Source organism: uncultured Dokdonia sp. (assembly GCF_947496725.1).
Classification (GTDB): Bacteria; Bacteroidota; Bacteroidia; order Flavobacteriales; family Flavobacteriaceae; genus Dokdonia.
The window spans coordinates 467173-485765 of the sequence record NZ_CANMDS010000003.1; the positions used below are offsets into that span (position 1 = coordinate 467173).

The 18593-nt window shown below is 36.5% G+C and carries 16 protein-coding genes; 15 read left to right on the plus strand and 1 reads right to left on the minus strand.

Annotation, left to right across the window (positions count from 1 at the left end; translation table 11 throughout):
- Positions 1–9 precede the first annotated feature (9 nt).
- The 6 genes from Q0948_RS08895 to Q0948_RS08920 all read left to right on the plus strand — a co-directional run bounded on the left by Q0948_RS08895 (position 10) and on the right by Q0948_RS08920 (position 6953).
- Positions 10–1458: a RagB/SusD family nutrient uptake outer membrane protein gene (locus Q0948_RS08895; protein ID WP_298350409.1), complete on the plus strand. Its 1449-nt coding sequence runs from the start codon at positions 10–12 to the stop codon at positions 1456–1458.
- A gap of 150 nt (positions 1459–1608) precedes the next feature.
- Positions 1609–2877 carry an amidohydrolase gene (locus tag Q0948_RS08900; protein WP_298350406.1) on the plus strand — a complete coding sequence of 423 codons (1269 nt, stop codon included), beginning with the start codon at positions 1609–1611 and terminating at the stop codon, positions 2875–2877.
- Positions 2878–3091: 214 nt separating this feature from the next.
- Positions 3092–3445 (plus strand): BlaI/MecI/CopY family transcriptional regulator, encoded by a 354-nt coding sequence (locus Q0948_RS08905; RefSeq protein WP_298350404.1) that lies wholly within the window; start codon positions 3092–3094, stop codon positions 3443–3445.
- Between the two features lie 4 nt (positions 3446–3449).
- Positions 3450–5930, plus strand: coding sequence for a M56 family metallopeptidase (locus Q0948_RS08910; RefSeq protein ID WP_298350402.1), 2481 nt, complete (start codon positions 3450–3452; stop codon positions 5928–5930).
- 403 nt (positions 5931–6333) lie between these two features.
- Positions 6334–6459, plus strand: coding sequence for a hypothetical protein (locus tag Q0948_RS08915; protein WP_262485470.1), 126 nt, complete (start codon positions 6334–6336; stop codon positions 6457–6459).
- A gap of 344 nt (positions 6460–6803) precedes the next feature.
- A complete protein-coding gene (locus tag Q0948_RS08920) occupies positions 6804–6953 on the plus strand; it encodes a hypothetical protein (RefSeq protein WP_035324834.1) in 150 nt (49 codons plus the stop codon).
- Here Q0948_RS08920 and ytxJ read toward each other — a convergent pair.
- Positions 6950–7342: a bacillithiol system redox-active protein YtxJ gene (ytxJ, locus tag Q0948_RS08925; protein WP_021779014.1), complete on the minus strand. Its 393-nt coding sequence runs from the start codon at positions 7340–7342 to the stop codon at positions 6950–6952. The genes Q0948_RS08920 and ytxJ overlap by 4 nt on opposite strands.
- 231 nt (positions 7343–7573) lie before the next feature.
- Between ytxJ and clpB the strand changes: the two genes are divergently transcribed.
- From clpB to Q0948_RS08970, 9 genes are all read left to right on the plus strand, one after another.
- Positions 7574–10180, plus strand: coding sequence for an ATP-dependent chaperone ClpB (gene clpB, locus Q0948_RS08930; protein ID WP_298350394.1), 2607 nt, complete (start codon positions 7574–7576; stop codon positions 10178–10180).
- Positions 10181–10408: 228 nt separating this feature from the next.
- A complete protein-coding gene (locus Q0948_RS08935; protein WP_298350392.1) occupies positions 10409–11314 on the plus strand; it encodes a hypothetical protein in 906 nt (301 codons plus the stop codon).
- A gap of 307 nt (positions 11315–11621) precedes the next feature.
- Positions 11622–12320 (plus strand): hypothetical protein, encoded by a 699-nt coding sequence (locus Q0948_RS08940; RefSeq protein ID WP_298350391.1) that lies wholly within the window; start codon positions 11622–11624, stop codon positions 12318–12320.
- Between the two features lie 264 nt (positions 12321–12584).
- Positions 12585–13880 (plus strand): APC family permease, encoded by a 1296-nt coding sequence (locus Q0948_RS08945; RefSeq protein WP_298350389.1) that lies wholly within the window; start codon positions 12585–12587, stop codon positions 13878–13880.
- A 309-nt stretch (positions 13881–14189) separates the two neighbouring features.
- Positions 14190–15410 carry a PAS domain-containing sensor histidine kinase gene (locus tag Q0948_RS08950; protein WP_298350387.1) on the plus strand — a complete coding sequence of 407 codons (1221 nt, stop codon included), beginning with the start codon at positions 14190–14192 and terminating at the stop codon, positions 15408–15410.
- Positions 15411–15472: 62 nt separating this feature from the next.
- Entirely contained in the window at positions 15473–16312 is an 840-nt protein-coding gene (locus tag Q0948_RS08955; protein ID WP_298350385.1) for a LytTR family DNA-binding domain-containing protein, read from the plus strand.
- Positions 16313–16413: 101 nt separating this feature from the next.
- On the plus strand, positions 16414–16962 hold the full coding sequence (locus Q0948_RS08960) for a DUF1569 domain-containing protein (protein ID WP_298350383.1): 549 nt from the start codon (positions 16414–16416) through the stop codon (positions 16960–16962).
- 165 nt (positions 16963–17127) lie between these two features.
- A complete protein-coding gene (locus tag Q0948_RS08965; RefSeq protein ID WP_298350380.1) occupies positions 17128–17856 on the plus strand; it encodes a TlpA disulfide reductase family protein in 729 nt (242 codons plus the stop codon).
- The gene (locus Q0948_RS08970; RefSeq protein ID WP_298350378.1) at positions 17856–18506 is read left to right on the plus strand and encodes a hemolysin III family protein; all 651 of its coding nucleotides are present in this window, start codon (positions 17856–17858) and stop codon (positions 18504–18506) included. The genes Q0948_RS08965 and Q0948_RS08970 overlap by 1 nt, the downstream gene beginning before the upstream one ends.
- Positions 18507–18593 lie beyond the last annotated feature (87 nt).

The following is an 18593-nucleotide window of genomic DNA, read 5'->3' on the forward strand; positions in this document are numbered from 1 at the left end:
AATAATAATATGAAAATTTTTAAATACACACTTATTTTCCTTTTGAGCGTAGGGTTCTACTCTTGTGAGGACGATTTAGATATACTTCCAGAAGACGATCAGTCTCCTGAGCAAGTATTCTCTAGTGAAGCAGGTGCAAATGGTGCACTAGTAGGGGTTTATAGTCTTGCACAGCAAGATGATGTACTTAACGGTACTTCTGCCCTAGCTACAGAATGGCAATCTGATAACATTGACTTTGTAGGGTCTTTCCCAACATTTAATGACATCAGAACTTATGACACGAGATCTACAAACACCTCTATTCAAGGAATCTATGATGACAATTATGAGGTAATTAATGCCGCAAACAGAATCATTGCTTTCGTACCAGAAATTGCAGATGAAACTTTTGTAGAAGAAAGTAGAGCAAATGTTATAGCTCAGGCTAAGTTTATGAGAGCGCTTGTATACTTTAAGTTAGCAGATCTTTTTGCACAGCCACTTCAAGTAGGTGGTGGCACAAACCTTGCTGTGCCATTAGTGGTTAACCCAGTTAACCCAACATCTGCAACAGATGAGGAGTTATTCCCAAAAAGAGCAACACTTAATGAGATTCACACTCAGATTGAAGTTGATCTTGTAGATGCAATTCCTGCACTTACTAACAGTGATAACTCTAGAGCAACGCAAGCAGCTGCACAGCAGTTACTAGCACGTCTGTACTTATACCAAGAGCGTTTTGAAGAAGCTGCTACCCTATCTAACGATGCGATAAACAGTTCTTTCCAACTAGCAGAGAATTATGAATTCTTTAATGACCAATCACCAGAGCACTTATTTACATTAGTAAACACCTCTGCAGATGGTCAAGATTCTGGAGAAGGATTCTCAGGTCTTACTAACCCTGCTCCTACTGGTCGTGGTGATGCGCCTTTTAGCGATAACCTAATTGCGGCTTACCTTGAAGAATTCCAAATCGATGAAGATGGAAACCCACTTCTTGATGATGAAGGTAACCCAGTACCAGATGCTAGATATACTGATCTTGTACAAATAGGAGAGTCTGCGCCAGGTAATGATCGTTTATTTACAGCAAAATTTCCTGATGGAATAAACAATGCAGATAACGCACCAGTACTTAGAATTACTGAAGCATACCTTACAAGAGCCGAGGCTAACTTAAGAAACGGTTCATCTATAGGTGCAGATCCACTTACAGATATCAACCTACTTAGAGCACGTGCAGGTCTTGTAGCACTTACAGCTGTAACACTTGACGATATCTTAAATGAGCGTCGTAAAGAACTTGCCTTTGAAGGGCAACGTAGAATGGACTTGTTAAGAAATGGTCTTGACTTAAGAAGAGCAGGAATGCCTAACGAAGTTGAGAGCGCATTTGGAGCAGATAAAACAATCTTCCCTATCCCGAATAGAGAGATTGAGCTATCTCAACTACAACAAAACCCAGGATACTAAATCATTTAGATTCCACTAGATGTATCAAATCCCTAGCTAGCCACTAGGGATTTTTTTATGTCTTATTTTCTATAAACTATCACTTTATTATGAGCTCTTGTTTCATAAATCATTTGTAAATTAAGCACTATTAAACAGCAAATCATACTTATGAAACTAAAACTCGCAGCAGTAGCCTTCTTGGTATTCGCTTTCGCGAAAGCGCAAAACAATCTAGAGCAACAAATTAATGATATAGAATCTAAGGTCATAGAGTGGCGTCGTGACTTTCATCAAAATCCAGAACTAGGAAACAGAGAGTTTAAAACTGCCGAAAAAATCGCTACACACCTCAAATCCTTAGGGATGAAGGTACAAACCGGTGTTGCCAAAACTGGAGTTGTAGGCATACTAGAAGGAAAGCGTAAAGGAAAAGTACTCGCACTACGAGCAGATATAGATGGATTACCCGTAAAAGAACGTGCAGACTTACCGTTTAAATCTGAAGCAATGGGAGAATATCGTGGTGAGGCCGTGCCTGTAATGCACGCCTGTGGTCACGATACACACATCGCAATCCTTATGGGCGTGGCAGAGATACTTGCAAAAAATAATGACTTTGCAGGAACCGTAAAATTCATCTTTCAACCAGCCGAGGAAGGTGCACCTCCGGGCGAAGAAGGTGGTGCAGAGCTTATGGTAAAAGAAAATGTGCTCAAAAACCCAGATGTAGATGCCATTTTTGGCCTTCACATAGGTTCTGGGCAAGATGTTAATACCATAGCCTATAAACCTGGCGGAATTATGGCGGCTTCACAGAGCTTTGAGATACATATAAAAGGAAAACAAAGTCACGGCTCAACCCCGTGGACAAGTCGTGACCCTATTATGGCAGCCGTAAAAATTATAGATGGCTTACAAACCATCATATCTCGTGAGATTCCGCTCACAGATGAGGCTGCAGTATTATCTATAGGTAAAATTAATGCGGGAGTACGTAGTAATATTATACCAGAAGAAACACATATAGTAGGTACATTACGTACACTAGATTATGATATGCAAACCTATATTAATAAACGTATGAAGGAAATGGTACCGGCTATTGCTGCGGCTTACCGCACAGAAGCGACCATTACCATACCTGAAGGGTATCCTATTACATATAATGATGAAAACCTTACGAGCCAGATGGTACCTTCACTAGAGAAGGCCGCTGGTAAAGAAAACGTACACGTGATAAAAGCAATTACTGGTGCAGAAGACTTTTCATTCTTTCAGAAAGAAGTTCCTGGGCTTTATTTCTTCTTAGGAGGTAAAACTCCAGGCACCACAGAGGCCTTCCCGCACCACACACCAGATTTTTATATAGATGAAAGCGGGATGCTACTAGGTGTAAAAACGTTTGTACAAATGACACAAGACTATCTAGGGCAATAACCCCTACTCTAGCATCATACATTGTTATACATTAGACCGTAAATAGCTATAAGTTATTTACGGTTTTTTATGCCTAAATCCCTCATAAACTATAAATTTCGTTATATAACTACAAAAATAGTTGTTTAACTATATTTTTCGTTGTATGTTTGAATCATCAATCAAATCACTAATATACAGTCGCTTGCAAAGCGATATTGTAAAATTGTTTCTTATGGATAAACTCACAAATAAAGAAGAACAGGTTATGCACGCTTTATGGAAGCTTGAGCGCGCCTTTGTAAAAGAGGTCGTAGCCGCATTACCAGAAGGGAATCATTATAATACAGTTTCTACCATTATAAGAAATCTGGCAGATAAAGGATATGTAGGGCATCAAGCCTTTGGAAAAACACACCAGTACTTCCCTACCGTGTCTTTAGAATCATATCGTAAGGAGTTTATGGAGACGACTACTCAAAAGTATTTTGGTAACTCGTATAAGAATATGGTTTCCTTTTTTGCCAAAGAAGAAAAGATCTCTGCAGATGAGCTTAGAGAAATACTAGCAATCATAGAAGAAAAATAAGCTTATGGAAACGCTCATACTCCTTGCAAAAAGCGCCTCCATACTCGGGCTCTTCTATGTAATCTACCTAACCGTACTTTATAAAAACACCTTGTTTACCGCAAAAAGGCATTACTTTATAGCCGGTATCATTGCTGCTATCACACTTCCTTTTATAGAATTTACACGTGAGATCGAGGTTATTGTACCCTCACAACCGCTTGTGATGCCCACTCTAGATGTAAGCTCCGTAAACACTGCACCCATCGCTGTAGCACCGCAACCTGTAGAACAGGCTATAAACTGGTGGCAAGTACTTGTCATAATTTATATAATAGGTATCTGTATAATGCTCTTTAGGCTTTGTGCGCAATACATATCCTTACGACAGCTCATTGCATCTGGCAGTCGCAGTACAAAAGGGCACTATACATTTGTAGCAGTTACAAGAGCGATAAGTCCGTTTTCTTTCTTTTCAAAAATTGTTTACAATCCTGCGCTTCACACGCCAGAAGAACTAGAGATGATTATCGCTCACGAAAAAGTGCACGCACAGCAAAGGCACTCTCTAGATATGCTCTTATCTCAAATAACGCTTGTGGTACAATGGTGTAACCCCTTTGCCTGGTTGTATAAAAACAGTCTTGAGCAAAATCTAGAATACCTAGCAGATCATCAAGCTATACAAGAAATTAAGAATCGAAAACAATATCAACGCACGCTGGTACAGGTCTCATCCCCCTCATTTGCCCCAGCACTTACTAATCAATTTTATCAATCATTTATCAAAAAACGAATCGTTATGATCAATACACCACAATCCCACAAAAACAATCTTTGGAGGTTATCCCTTATCATTCCCGTGCTTGCACTCTTTATGTACTCTTTTAATGTAAAAGAAGTGACTAATTATGTGGAGGAGGATAATACCGCTTTCGCGAAAGCGGAAAAAGACACCACCTATGCAAATCAAGGTAGAGATGTTTTCTTTATAGATAGCAATACCACTCCGGCAAAACTAGATCGAATAGAAGCCTATGTATCAAACCACTGGGAGAACGTAGCCATTAAGTTTAACAAAAGAAAATTCAATGCAAAAAACACGCTTACAGGCTTCTTTCTTCAAGCGAAGTTTGAAAACCAAGAAGCTTTTACCAATAAATTCTCTTTTAATGCAAAAGAAAATACCTCTTGGGAAGGCTATAGTCTAATGGTTAATACGGAACAGGAGATTGTTGTAATGGAGCAAAAAGATGGCACATTTATAAACATCACTCCAGACAAAACAATCATCACAGATGAGAAGGTTGCTGTAAATACCGAAAAAACAGTAGCTAAAGAAAATAATATTACAAAGGATGCATTAGGACCTAATCCCGTTATAGTTGTGAATAATAACGTTATACTGGGCGAAGAAAAAGAGAAAAGAGTCACAGGTGATAGTATCACAAGCTTACCTCCTGCCCAAGCTATCAAAGCCTACGGAACTATTGCACAAGACGGTGCGCTCATTGTACACAGCAGTCCCAAGGCAGACACCACACGAGTAGTATCGCGTATAGTACAAGAAACTTATAACTATATCATTACTAAAAACACATTAGACTGGGAGATTGATGGACTCAGTAAAGTAATGAGAGAAAAGCACAACGCTACTCTCAAGGTGAGTGGTATTAAAAGGAATAAGAGTCAAGAGATTACAAGTATTGTAATTAATCTCATAGATGATAAGGGTAATAATAAGAACTACACCTTACAAACACCTAACCCTATAAATGACATTTACATCTATAAAGATGAAAATGGTTTTACGGGTATGGGTAATGTAAATATGGATAAAAGTTCAAAAGCTTCATATGACAATTTGAGAGCTCAGATGGAAGAACGTCGTAAGTATCTATTGAGCAATAGAGATAGCCTACGTGTAGGTATGGAGCTTCGTAAGCAAGAACTACGCGCTCGTATGGATGAACGTAGAAACCTGCAAGGCCGTGCACAAAGCGACTCTATGCGCCAGTACATAATGGCTAGACGTGATAGTATGAAAATGCGAATGAAAGAGCAACGTGAGGGTATTAAATCTAAAAGAAAAAAGCTTAAGAAAACAGCTAAAAATAATAAAGCGGGTTATGTCACTTTAGAAAACGGCACATACTACTATGTAGAAACCCCAGATGGATCAAGAAATTTTTACAATAGATGGGGAGTGCAGATACAAGAGAGTGATGCCCTCTATAAAGAACTTGTAAATGCCAAGGAGTCCACCGCAGATGATAAAAGTAAAGACAAAATAAAAACTTTGTTTCCTGAGTCTGACAATGTAAATAGTGATGACCTTGATCAACCCATCTATTATGTGAATAAGAAAAAGGTAACAAAGGATCAAATGATGGGGTTAGCCCCAGATAATATCGAGAGTGTAAAAGTTTTTAAAGGCAAGAAAGCCATTAAGCTTTACGGAAAAGAGGCAATTAATGGCGTTATTGTAATAGAAACAAAAGAATAAAGAGTAATTTAATCTTGAGTAAAAGTCCACTTTCAATCAGAAAGTGGACTTTTTTTATGTGCTGTTTTTTACAAGAGTCTCTTGTAAAAAACTGGACAAAAATGATGAAAACACCATTTTAAGCGTATTTATAGCCCATTTTCCTCTACAGATTTTCAAAAGAGGTCAAAAACCCTCTACAAAACTAACAGATACGGCAATATCAATCAGCACAGGTTACATTTACTAACACAATCGTAGATATATGCATTACATATAGAAAGTGTTGTTATTTTTTTAGTTACAATATTGCTGTTAATTTCATTAAAAACTTCTTTTCTATTTGTTTTATCGAGCTCAAGGTGACTTCTTTGCTTCATCAATAACAAACAACGATACAATTACTAATCAAAATCTCACTATTATGAAAACGCCAGTCCACACTCAGAAACAAGTAAAAACAAACAAAGTATTAGGTCTATATACCATCTTTATGGTAAGCCTTAGCATCTCTTACATTGTAACGACCTTTTTACAACTAGGTAAGTAATAATAGTAATCATTAATCACATTCATCAATTAATCACATTCATCAATCAATCAATCATTCATCAATCAATTTTCATTCATCAATCATTTTTTTAAATAATCATTTTCAATCCAAACCCATTCATTATGACACAAGTAATCATTACCATTTTAGAAATACTAATAGGATAATATATCCTGCACCTCCTACCGCATCTAGCAACCCAACTGCTAGACGCATAAGGACCACATAAAAGCACACGTACATAGTTTTACTTAACTATCATAACGCGTAGCAGAATTAGCCAACTAATAAAGCCGTAACGCATTGCGTTACGGCTTTGTTTTTTAGCTACTTTTGACGGTATGCAAACACTCTATAAATTTCTTGCCAAAGTTAATAAGGCAGTACTTCCCTCCTATTCAAAACGTGGTCTTGACCTTACACAAGCCACAAAGTTTCAGCTTGCCATTATTGGCTATAGAACGTGGGTGACAAAAAAAGCGTTAGGTTAAATCTTTTCGGCAAGTGCTTGTGCGCTTATCGCTCCGTGGCTGTCAGAATACACAGCGGTTCCATTCTTAATCAATATAATCTGCGGGCTTTGGTGCATTACCTGAAATTTATATCCCACCTCATTAGACACTTCTCTGTACGCCTTGAGGTCTAAGTAATAAATATCCAGCTGGTTCGGGTCTATATCATATTGTGCCTCTAGCTGGCGTATTGCCATACGGCTTATACCGCAAGTTGTAGAGTGCTTAAATATCGCCTGTGGCTTCGTTTCAGAATCTTTTGCAATTTGATCCAGTTGCTCGAGTGTGGTAAGTTGTTTCCACGGCATTGGTGTTTTTTCCTCTTGAGGTTCTTTATCTCCTCCAAAAATCGAATTAAATATTCCCATTCTTCAATATGCTTTTATACAAAGGTAGTCGTTGTGTCTGTGTTACGCTTTCGCGAAAGCGTAAAATAGTTCTTAAATAAGTCATAAAGTCAGTTAATTCAAGCCTTCACAAGACATTATGTCGCAATACGGTCTTGGAACAATACTTGACTATTGTCTCTCAAAAAAAGTACAACCAGAAATCATTAGCAAGCGCTTTACAGCAAGTAATGGTCTCTTAAAACATATGAAATGAATATTAACAATTTTACGATAAAGTCGCAGGAGGCCATACAGCGAGCACAGCAAATTGCTCAAGAGCTAGGCCACCAGCAAATAGAAAATGAGCACATTTTTAAAGCAATTTTTGAAGTAGATGAGCACGTAACGCCTTTCTTGCTTCAAAAACTTGATGTAAATGTGCCTTTATTACAGCAAATTTTAGACAGTACCCTTGAGAGTTATCCTAAGGTGTCTGGTGGTGATATAATGCTAGGGAGAGAAGCAAATAAAGCAATCACTCAGGCTAATATTATTGCCAAAAATATGAATGATGAGTATGTCTCTATCGAGCATCTTATACTCGCCATTTTTGGGACAAAAAGTAAAGTAGCCCAGATCTTAAAGGATCAAGGAGTGACTGAGAAGCACTTACAAGCTGCTATTACAGAAGTGCGCAAAGGTAACCGTGTGACCTCACAAAGTGCAGAAGAGACATATAACTCACTAAGCAAGTATGCAAAAAACCTTAACGAACTAGCACGCACAGGCAAGCTAGACCCCGTGATAGGTAGAGATGAAGAGATACGTCGCATCTTGCAGATTTTAACACGCCGTACCAAAAACAATCCTATACTCGTAGGAGAGCCAGGTACTGGTAAAACGGCCATTGCCGAAGGTCTTGCACATAGAATTGTAGATGGTGACATCCCAGAAAACTTGCAAAACAAACAAATATTTGCGCTGGATATGGGAGCGCTTATTGCGGGTGCAAAATTTAAAGGAGAGTTTGAAGAGCGTCTTAAGGCGGTTATTAAAGAAGTAACAGAAAGTGATGGAGACATTGTACTCTTTATAGATGAGATACACACCCTGGTGGGAGCCGGTGGTGGTCAAGGTGCGATGGATGCGGCAAACATCTTAAAACCTGCCCTCGCTCGTGGGGAGCTGCGTGCTATAGGTGCAACCACGCTTGATGAGTATCAAAAATACTTTGAAGCAGATAAGGCCCTCGAACGTAGATTCCAAAAGGTAACTGTAGATGAGCCAGATACAGAGAGTGCTATTTCTATCTTACGTGGTATCAAAGACAAGTACGAGACGCACCACAAGGTGCGTATTAAGGATGATGCTATTATTGCTGCTGTAAAGTTATCACAGCGCTATATCACGAGCAGATTTTTACCAGACAAGGCAATTGACTTGATGGATGAAGCTGCCGCAAAAATGCGTATGGAAATCAACTCTAAGCCAGAAGAGCTGGATGTATTAGACCGTCGTGTGATGCAGCTAGAGATTGAGATTGAGGCGATAAAGCGTGAGAAAGATGAAGATAAGCTCAAAAGTCTACGTGCAGATCTAGCAAACCTCAAAGAGGAGCGCAACGATCTTAATGCACAGTGGCAATCTGAAAAGGATATTGTAGAGAGTGTACAAAATGCAAAACAAGACATAGAAAACTACAAGCTAGAAGCCGAAAAAGCAGAGCGAGAAGGAAACTATGGCCTAGTTGCAGAGCTACGTTATGGTAAAATAAAAGAGGCTCAAGAGCATCTTGAGGAGCTACAAAAGGATCTTGCAAGTCAAGCAGATACTTCGCTTATTAAGGAAGAAGTAACCAGCGAAGACATTGCAGAGGTAGTTGCAAAATGGACAGGAATCCCAGTACAAAAAATGCTACAGGGAGAACGTGAGAAGCTACTCAAGCTAGAAGATGAGTTGCACAAACGCGTAGTGGGACAACGTGAGGCTATTGTTGCCGTAAGTGATGCCGTACGACGCAGTCGTGCAGGTTTACAAGATCAAAAGAAGCCTATAGGTTCGTTCTTATTTTTAGGAACAACCGGTGTAGGTAAAACAGAACTTGCAAAGGCACTTGCAGAGTATCTCTTTGATGATGAGAATGCAATGACGCGCATAGATATGAGTGAGTATCAAGAGCGTCACAGTGTGAGCCGTCTGGTGGGAGCGCCTCCAGGATATGTGGGATATGACGAAGGTGGACAGCTTACGGAGGCCGTGCGACGTCGTCCTTACTCGGTGGTATTACTCGATGAGATTGAAAAAGCACACCCAGATACTTTTAACGTGTTACTACAGGTGCTGGATGAAGGTAGACTTACAGATAACAAAGGCCGCACTGCAGACTTTAGAAATGCCATTATCATTATGACTTCAAATATGGGTAGTCATATCATAAAAGAGCGTTTTGAGGCTATTCCAGATGTAGATGCTGCAATGGAGTCTGCAAAGGTAGATGTGCTAGGATTATTAAAACAAAACATACGTCCAGAGTTCTTAAATAGAATAGATGACATTGTAATGTTTAGTCCGCTTACGCGAAAAGATATACGTGATATTGTAAAACTACAGTTCAAGGGCATTAGAAAGATGCTCTCACAGCAGAATATCACCCTAGACGCAACAAAGCAAGCCATAGACTTCCTTGCCGAAGCAGGTTTCCAGCCAGAATATGGGGCAAGACCTGTAAAACGAGCAATGCAGCGCGAGGTACTTAACCAGTTATCAAAAGAAATTTTGAGCGGTAAAGTAGCATCAGACAGTGTGATACTCGTAGACTCCTTTGACGACAAACTCGTTTTTAGAAACGAAGGACAACGCACAGGAGAAGAAGAATAAATATTAATTGATGAATATATAAAGTGGATATCTAGCAATAGGTATCCACTTTTTTTGTGGCCTGACTAGTAAGTTTTTAACGCTGTTTGTGCGGTGATCAATACACTAATAAGTGTATATTTAGACAATCAATTAAAAAATAAACTCATTAACAGTTTCGATAGCTGTCGAAGTTCCGCTTGGTTTATATAAAAGTCTGTTGTAAGTCATTATCAAAAAAAAACTAAAATGAGTGTACTAGATAAATTTTTCGGCAATAAATCTACTCCTAAAAAAACTAATTTAAAAAAACAATATCTGGCCGGATGGCAAGTAAATTTAGATGGTAAAGAACATTGTCTCAGTTTTATCGAAACACAAGTAACAGATAAACAAACAGCAGAAGGTATGTATTCTCATATCATTTTGACTTATGATGAAAATAATTTTTTAGAATTTGCTGAATCAAAAGATGAAGATGGAAATGATCAAGAACTGATTATTAGAGACGACCAAATAAAATATAGGGATTTGAGAATTAACAAGGTTTTCAATTTTCAAAAGACTGAAAATGGAGAAAATTGGATTGGTGGAAATATACCATCTGACTTTTCAATTCCGACAAACAATTGCCCAGGCTCTTTTCAATATCTAGGAAAATTAAGTAAAGAAAGTAAAGCCTTTGGTTGGCTTCCATTTGACTTAAATCTTATTTGCCCAATATACTTAGATTTGGACAAAATATGGTTAGATTATTCTGAGCCTAATTCTCCCCAAATATTGAACCTAGATGAGGTAAATAGTCTTTCTACCGCTTATGATGATTTAATTTCAGATTCATTCATTGAATACAAAAAAATCCGATTCACAACGAAAGAAGACATAGCTATTAGCTATGGAATTGGATTTTCAGGTATACCTAATTGGATTCAATCTTCGGATATTCCTAAATGCCCAAAAACACAAAAAACAATGAGGTTTTTATGTCAATTACAAAGTAGTGATGAGATAAAAACTAAAGCAACTAATATCAAACCAGTTGACGAATGGTACGTACAATATTTTGAGAAATTAAATTTTTGGGGAGATGGAGATTTGTATGTATTTTTTGAGCCTGAATCAAAAATTACTTGTTATATGATTCAAAACACTTAAAATAAAAGCCTTTCAATACAGATAAAATTTTTGCATACTTGATTATTACCGCAATTGTATGGCTACGTTTCAAAATCGTTTTTAGACCGATTGTAAAGTCGGTTTTAAGGTTCTTTAAAAACACTTCAATCAATAAATCACACCTTAATGTCTTCCTCAAGTTACCCTTTCGCGAAAGCGTCATCTTTCTCAAATACTTGTATATTTATATAATCAATTAAAAAACAATCAAATAGGCTCATCTGCAGTTCCAATAGTCAATGGAGTTGTACTCGCTTTATGTTGTGGCCTGTTGCTAGTAATTTGAATGAACCACTTCAATATTATAACAAGTTTAATTTTATTCGGATTAACCGTCCTTTGTTTTTGGCTACCTTTTAAAGTCGGAAATAAAATAACTGGAATTATAACAGGGGTTATTTTAAGCTTAACAATTGCTTGGACAATATTAGCTGAATTGGAATTTCTCGTGATTTTCATTTGGCCATTTATTTTGGTCTTTCAAATCATATTTTTGACTTACTGGACTTTTAGAATATTTAAAAGACCTAAAACTGGAAAATATATCTCATCATTTTTGACTTTAGGTTTTATCTTATTATGTATGTCACCTTGGATAAGTGACTGGACTTTTAGCAAAAATGACGCTCGAAAGTTATTAGAGAAACATAATATTGAATTAAAAGATGACTTCAAAATTCTGAAAAATGAAAGTGGTGGATTTATGGACTATGCACACACACTAAAAATTCAAATTTCAGATTCCGACAAATCGAGAATTGCAACGGAAATAAGAGAATCTAAAGGATTTTTAGAAGTTGAAGATTTTAGAAATAATTTTCCTTCCGCGGACTATGAAACTTTTGAAGAATTAAATTTTGAAACAGAGAATTATCTTAACCGAGAATACTATATAAGAGAACCTCTGGAAGATGGAACTGTTCACTTTCACTTTCAACTTTCAAAAACAAAAAACGAATTACAATATATTGGAACTGATGAATAAAAAAATACTGGCAACGAAGATCTGAGTTAAAAAACCAGTCTACTTCGGCTGCGCTAAGCTCAAGCTTTTAAGCTAATTTTGATCCATAATTCACACCTCAGAGACTTCCTCACTTTACCCTTTCGCCAAAGCGTCATTCATCTAAATATTCGTATATTAAACTACTAATCAATGAAATAAATGTAATATCAATCCTGATAGTGTGCCAGAGTACACACGCTTTATGTAGTGGGTTGTTGTACATAGTTTGAAGAACTAAATCATATGGCTAAAAAAATAGGATTAAAAGAAGCAATCTCTATCGGAATCGGTGGTATGGTTGGTGGTGGGATTTTTGCAGTCCTTGGACTTGCAGTATCACTTGCCAAAGGTGGAACGCCAATTGCATTTTTATTTGCTGGGATTTTAGCATTAATAACATCTTATAGTTATGTTAAGCTATCAAAGAAATATCCTGACAGAGGAGGAACTGTTAAATTCATCAATCAAGGTTTCGGAAAATCAGTTTTTAGTGGCGGAATTAATAATCTATTGTGGATAAGCTATATTATTATGCTATCTCTTTATGCTTCGGCATTTGGGTCTTACGCGCCAAATTTATTTGAGCTTACTCAATCAAAAACAATTGATTCACATATCTATGCAAGTGCAATTATAGTTTTAGCCACAGCAATTAATTATTATAGTATTGCAGTCGTTGGTAAAATAGAATCTTATGCAGTGATTATTAAATTGGTCATTTTAATTTCTTTTATTTTTATTGGTGCTTATGGCTTAATTAGTAATCCAAATATTGCACAACTTGCAATCACAAACTGGGAAACACCAATTAAGTTATTTGCTGGCGGAATGGTTATTTTTGTTGCCTATGAGGGATTTGAACTTATTGCTAATGCAGCACCTGATATTGTTGATCCCGAAAAGAATATCCCTAGGGCTTATTACTACTCTGTAATATTTGTAATTATTCTATATATCATTATTGCTTTAGTGACAGTAGGCTCACTTCCTTTTTCAAAAATCGCAACAGCACAAGATTATGTATTGGCAGAAGCGGCAAAACCAATGTTAGGAAAAGCTGGCTTTTCAATTATTACAGTAGCAGCTTTAATTTCAACTTTTTCAGCAATTAACGCATCTCTTTATGGAGGTAGTAAAGTAAATTATGAGATAGCTGAGGACGATGAACTGCCACATCACTTTTTAGCAAAACTATGGAATCAACCTATTGGCTTAATGATTACTGCGATTGCCACATTAATTTTAGTGAATGTACTTAAACTTGAAAGTATATCAACAGCAGGTAGCGTAGGTTTTTTACTCATTTTTGGCGTTGTTAATCTTGTTGGGTATCGATTATCAAAAGAAACTGGCAGTAGTAAAGTAATCCCATTTATAGGTTTTGTTTTTTGTATGATTGCTACAATTATTTTAATTAATCAACAATACACTTCAAACACAATTGGTGTTATTATTTCTATAGTCATTATTGGATTTTGTTTTTTAATGGAATGGATTTATAAAAAGACAGAAAAGAAAACTATGCCCCAAAATAACTGAGTAAATAAAATCTACTTCGTCTATCTTCTGCTCGAGTCCTCACCCCTATTTCCAATCCATAATTCTAACAGCAGAGACTTCCTCAAATTACCCTTTCGCGAAAGCGTCATCTTTCTTAAATACTTGTATATTTAGAAAATCAATTAAAAAACAATCAAATAGGCTCATCTGCAGTTCCAATAGTTGTCGGAGCTGTACTTGCTTTATGTAAAGTCCTATTTTAAACAATTTGAAATTTACCTCTAGATTTCACCCATTATTTTAATGATTTTGTTCTTTTAAGAATGCATTAAAAACTAGTATTTACTAATGAATAGAGAACCTACTTATAAGGAATTAAAGAAGCAAAATGAATTTTTGCAATTAGAGCTTGATCGAGCAACAGACCAAATTAAACAAGCCCAACGTATCAACGAGAAAGCAAATAGTAGAATCCACTATTTAGAATCTACTTTAGATCAATTAGACACATACATCTACATAAAAGACAATCAAAAAAAGTATGTATATGCTAATAAGAAAACACTCAAATTCTTTGAGTGTACAGATAACGAACTAAAAGGGAGTGATGACTCAAGCTATTTTCCCAAAGAAACCGTTAAGGTAATATCCAAAATTGACGATAGCATAATAAAGCTTGGGGAGAACACAAATTTTGAAGTAGAATCAAAAGATAACGACGGAAATAGATTAGTATTTTTAGAAATTAAATCTCCCCTATTTGATAAAAATGATAAAAACAAGATAGTAGGACTGTGCGGAATTTCTACAGACATTACCGAGCGTAAAAAACAAGAAGACGCAATCAAAGAGAACCATTTACAATTAAAACTGCTTAATAAAACTAAGGATAAATTGTTTTCAATCATTGCCCACGATTTAAGAAGCCCTTTTTATGGTATAAATGGCCTTTCGGAACTACTTATTGAGAATTTAAACAATACGGAGAATGAAGAAGCTAAAGAATATATTTTTCTAATAAATTCTTTAACCAAGAATACATTAACATTACTAGACAACTTATTAACCTGGGCAAAATCGCAAACTAAAGAACTTTATTTTAATCCAGAAAAAATCACATTATCAGAAGAAATAGTTGAAGTAATAACTCTGAAAAAATCAATATCAAAAGCCAAAAATATTTCTTTGAGCTACAGTCCAAAGGATAAAATTGAATTATATACTGATAAGAATATCTTACAAACTATCTTAAGAAATCTAATTTCAAATGCAATAAAATTTACTCACGTAGGTGGCAACGTCAATATTTCTGTCACCACAAATAAAGAACTCATTGAAATTTCAGTTTCTGATAACGGAGTTGGGATGAGCGAAGAAACAATTAGTAAAATCTTTGACTTATCTAATAATACTCCATTGCCAGGCACTAATAATGAACAAGGCTCTGGATTAGGTCTTGTACTTTGCAAAGAATTAGTTGAAAAGCTTGGTGGGAAATTTTGGGTTGAAAGTAAAGTCGAAAATGGAAGTGATTTTAGATTTACCTTACCTATGTCTATTTCAGAATAAATAAAAGAGAACAAGCACAAATAGAATGCAGCTTCAAATCAGACTAAAATAAACCGTTTCTTATGCAGTGGCTCAAATCACCATATCCTTTGTTACAAAACACTAGATATAAGTGGTTATTTGCATTATTGTCAGGTGTTTTTGTTTACCTGTTTTTAATTGTTTTTGAACCTTTTGGTGCGGGACAGTCTATAAATTACAAATATGTATTCTTGGCGGGTTTTGGAGTTTCCGTTTTTCTGGGTGTTTGTGTAACCTACTTTGTTCTACCTAAATTATTTCCCATATTTTTTCGTCCAGAAAAGTGGACCATAGCTAAGGAAATTATACTACTATCAACCTGCATCTTGATAATAAGTACTTTTAATTCCTTGCATTATTACTATTGGCGGGGTGATGGCGTCTTTTATAAAACCTTCTTTAGTTTCCTTAAAATCACTACTTCGATAGGGATTTTCCCTATTGTAGGTTTAATCTTTTTTACAGAACGTACACTTTCAAAACAAAACCTCAATAAAGCACAATTACTTTCTACTAAGCTACAGCGCCCAGTTGTAGAAGAAACCGTTACAATACAAATACAAGAAGAGAGCGTAAAAGCGACGCCTATTGCAATGCAATTATCGCAGTTTATATATGCTCAATCTGAAGGGAATTATGTGACGATATTTTATCTAGATGAGAGTACGCTTTCGCGAAAGCTAATTAGGCTTTCTTTAAAACAACTTGAACTACAATTTGAAAATCACTTTCAAATAAAACGTTGCCACCGCTCCTACCTTATTAATACGGAACATATAATAACTATTGACGGTAATGCAAGATCGCTCACTATACAACTAGATAGAGTACCTACGAGCATTCCCGTCTCTAGATCTTTTTCAAAAGCCGACTTTTACTAGCCTTCCCGTTCATCACAAAAGTGGCACATACGTCCCATATTAACATAACGTATTGATTTACAGTCTATTTTTGGGATAAATTAATTTTAAAACATAGACTTATGAAAAAGCGTATAAACATCTTTTTAATCTTACTGGCAGGCATCTTATTATTAAGCAGCGCCGCTAGTATAGAATCAAACAGAAACAATTCTGACCTCAAAGTAAAACTCGATGAGGTGGCATCCTATAGTAATGTGCGAGATACAAAAAACCTTGAAGTGTCTGAAGCTGCTGTTGCGTGGCATATGGATCACATTTTTCTAGTTGTAAATCAGGTATCAAAAGCACTAGAGCAATCTAATGAAAGTGATTATAAAACTAAATTTAATATGAAACGTGCCTATGTATTTACTTTTAATAGAATGCCTAGAGGAAAAGCCACTGCGCCAGAGGCAGCAAGGCCAAAGGATAATATAGATCTCAATACAATACAAATGCATTATGAACAGGCGCTTGCCACGGTTGATCAATTATCTAATCTCCCAGAAAAGAAACATTTTAATCACCCTGTACTCGGTACTCTAAACAGAGATAAAACCATTAAGTTTCTCGCTATTCATACAGAACATCACCTTAAAATCATACGCGATATTTTAGAAGACAAGTAGCCTACTGATTGTTTTAAGAATAACTCAGTTAGAAACAATATCAAAATTTATAGTGCCCTAAACGATAGTAACAAAATCACCCCTTAAGCCTAACTAAGGCACGATAAATGTATATAGGTGCGTGTTTGATAGCAATAGCTATCTTTGTAACACATACCTATGATGATGAAAAAAATACAATGCTTATTTATATTATTCTTTGCGCTAGCTCTTAACGCGCAAGACAACTACTACGTTTTTCAAGGTGACACCTATAATGAGGAGGCTTTTCAAGCCAAACTAAAATCTATTGAGGAGGTTTATGGTGCGCAAGGAAGCTGGAAATACACAAAAGCCAACTTTAAAGTTCGCCATATGCGTGTGCGTCAAGACTCAATTATACAAGAGGTAGAAGTGATGCTATCACAATCTAATAGCGCGCCTCTAGACATTAATGTGGGCGTAAATGGATTAATTAATAAACCCCTACCCGACTTTCAGCTGCAAGATCTTGCAAACGGGCTTAAGTCTAAGGAGAGTTATAATGATAAAATTACACTCATCAACTTGTGGTTTACAAGCTGCCCTCCTTGTATTGCCGAGATTCCATATCTCAATGATCTTAAAAAGCAATATGAGGGTCGCGTAAATTTTGTAGCCATCACTTTTGAACCAAAAAGCAAAATCGACGCTTTTTTAACTAAGAAACCTTTTGATTTTGAACACCTAGTAGATGGTGCTAGCTATTTAAAGCAAGATTTAAAAACCAATACGTATCCTAAACTTGTATTTATGGATCGCAATGGTACTGTGCGCTTTGTAGAAAATGCAGTAATGGCTCAAGGCAGAGGCCCAGCCGCAGAGGTTACAGAAATTCTTAAGGAACATCTAGATTACTTACTTGCAGATAACTAATGGAAAACACCACAGCCCCAACTCCAGATTACTCCCCTCAAGAGGAACGACTTAATGTTTGGACACACGGTTTTGGTTTTGTAGCAAGTGTTTTTGGGTTGATATTATTTTGCTTTCGCGAAAGCGTAACTACAACCGCCACCATAAGTCTTATTGTTTTTGGGATAAGTTTATGTGTATTATACTTTGCCTCTACAGCTTATCATAGCGCGACAAAACCTTTACGTAGAGCAAGACTTAAAATATTTGATCACGCTGCAATCTATGTACTCATTGCGGGCACATACACGCCTTTTACGCTAGTAAGTCTAGATGGAACTACTGGGTGGTGGATTTTTGGGATAGCCTGGTCTATTGCTCTCTTTGGGATTATATTAAAACTCTTTTTTACCGGACGATTTGATATCCTTTCTACTATCCTTTATGTGGCGATGGGGTGGCTTATAGTTTTTGCATATAAACCATTACTTGCAAATCTTCATCCTGCTAGTGTGCAATGGTTATTTGCTGGAGGGATTTTATATACGATAGGGGCTGTGCTTTACAGTATGTCTCGCATTCCTTATAACCACGCTATATTCCACGTATTTGTATTGGGAGGATCTTTTGCACATTTTATGGCGGTCTACTTTTATGTAGGAGTTGTTTAGACCATACAGAGACTGTAGTTTTACATTATATAAATAAAAAACCGCCTGCAATTTCTTGCAGGCGGTTTTTATATGTGGTCGTAAGGT

What these genes read in the sequence shown, in the direction of transcription:
- Q0948_RS08895 (WP_298350409.1), top strand. Translation starts at nt 10, where the DNA reads ATGAAAATTTTTAAATACACACTTATTTTCCTTTTGAGCGTAGGGTTC.
- Q0948_RS08900 (WP_298350406.1), top strand. Translation starts at nt 1,609, where the DNA reads ATGAAACTAAAACTCGCAGCAGTAGCCTTCTTGGTATTCGCTTTCGCG.
- Q0948_RS08905 (WP_298350404.1), top strand. Translation starts at nt 3,092, where the DNA reads ATGGATAAACTCACAAATAAAGAAGAACAGGTTATGCACGCTTTATGG.
- Q0948_RS08910 (WP_298350402.1), top strand. Translation starts at nt 3,450, where the DNA reads ATGGAAACGCTCATACTCCTTGCAAAAAGCGCCTCCATACTCGGGCTC.
- Q0948_RS08915 (WP_262485470.1), top strand. Translation starts at nt 6,334, where the DNA reads ATGAAAACGCCAGTCCACACTCAGAAACAAGTAAAAACAAACAAAGTA.
- Q0948_RS08920 (WP_035324834.1), top strand. Translation starts at nt 6,804, where the DNA reads ATGCAAACACTCTATAAATTTCTTGCCAAAGTTAATAAGGCAGTACTT.
- ytxJ (WP_021779014.1), bottom strand. Translation starts at nt 7,342, where the DNA reads ATGGGAATATTTAATTCGATTTTTGGAGGAGATAAAGAACCTCAAGAG.
- clpB (WP_298350394.1), top strand. Translation starts at nt 7,574, where the DNA reads ATGAATATTAACAATTTTACGATAAAGTCGCAGGAGGCCATACAGCGA.
- Q0948_RS08935 (WP_298350392.1), top strand. Translation starts at nt 10,409, where the DNA reads ATGAGTGTACTAGATAAATTTTTCGGCAATAAATCTACTCCTAAAAAA.
- Q0948_RS08940 (WP_298350391.1), top strand. Translation starts at nt 11,622, where the DNA reads ATGAACCACTTCAATATTATAACAAGTTTAATTTTATTCGGATTAACC.
- Q0948_RS08945 (WP_298350389.1), top strand. Translation starts at nt 12,585, where the DNA reads ATGGCTAAAAAAATAGGATTAAAAGAAGCAATCTCTATCGGAATCGGT.
- Q0948_RS08950 (WP_298350387.1), top strand. Translation starts at nt 14,190, where the DNA reads ATGAATAGAGAACCTACTTATAAGGAATTAAAGAAGCAAAATGAATTT.
- Q0948_RS08955 (WP_298350385.1), top strand. Translation starts at nt 15,473, where the DNA reads ATGCAGTGGCTCAAATCACCATATCCTTTGTTACAAAACACTAGATAT.
- Q0948_RS08960 (WP_298350383.1), top strand. Translation starts at nt 16,414, where the DNA reads ATGAAAAAGCGTATAAACATCTTTTTAATCTTACTGGCAGGCATCTTA.
- Q0948_RS08965 (WP_298350380.1), top strand. Translation starts at nt 17,128, where the DNA reads ATGAAAAAAATACAATGCTTATTTATATTATTCTTTGCGCTAGCTCTT.
- Q0948_RS08970 (WP_298350378.1), top strand. Translation starts at nt 17,856, where the DNA reads ATGGAAAACACCACAGCCCCAACTCCAGATTACTCCCCTCAAGAGGAA.